This is a genomic window from Vibrio sp. 2134-1, assembly GCF_033339495.1.
This window is the reverse complement of sequence record NZ_JAWOUS010000879.1, coordinates 1-536: the sequence shown is the minus strand read 5'-3', so window position 1 is coordinate 536 and position 536 is coordinate 1. Positions and strand designations below refer to the sequence as shown.

The following is a 536-nucleotide window of genomic DNA, read 5'->3' as shown; positions in this document are numbered from 1 at the left end:
AGACCCAGCTAAAGTCGGTAACGCAGGGAGTTTCTTTAAAAACCCTGTGATCAGCCAAGATCATTATGATCAACTCATTCGAAAGCATAGCGACATGGTGGCTTACCCTGCAAACGAGGGAATGAAAGTGGCAGCCGGTTGGCTGATTGACCAGTGTGGTTTGAAAGGTATTTCAGTCAACGGTGCTCAGGTGAACCCTTTACAAGCGTTGGTATTAACAAATGTCGACAACTGCAGTGCTGATGACGTGGTTGCACTTGCTTCTCTGGTGAAAAGGGCGGTGTGGGATAAGTACCAAATTGAACTCGAACACGAAGTGCGCTTTATGAATCGTCAAGGTGAAACTAATCTCGCTAAGATTGAGGCGGCTCAATGAGAAAAGAACACTCAGTGAAGCTACATATCCTTAAAACACTCAGCGATGGCGGTTTTCATTCAGGTGAAATGCTTGGACAACAACTGGGCATTTCTAGAGCGGCAATTGCAAAGCACATTAAAGGGTTGAATGATTGGGGAGTGGATATTTATCGTATCCA

1 protein-coding gene and 1 pseudogene are annotated in these 536 nt (G+C 45.1%); both read left to right on the top strand.

The genetic code is table 11. The annotated features are described in order from the left end of the window. Positions 1-376, top strand: a pseudogene (locus tag R7R78_RS29035) (UDP-N-acetylenolpyruvoylglucosamine reductase); the annotation flags it as partial. Beyond that, the coding region (locus tag R7R78_RS29030) for an HTH domain-containing protein (protein WP_225474955.1) at positions 373-536 on the top strand (164 nt) is incomplete at its 3' end. The pseudogene R7R78_RS29035 and the gene R7R78_RS29030, both read left to right, overlap by 4 nt.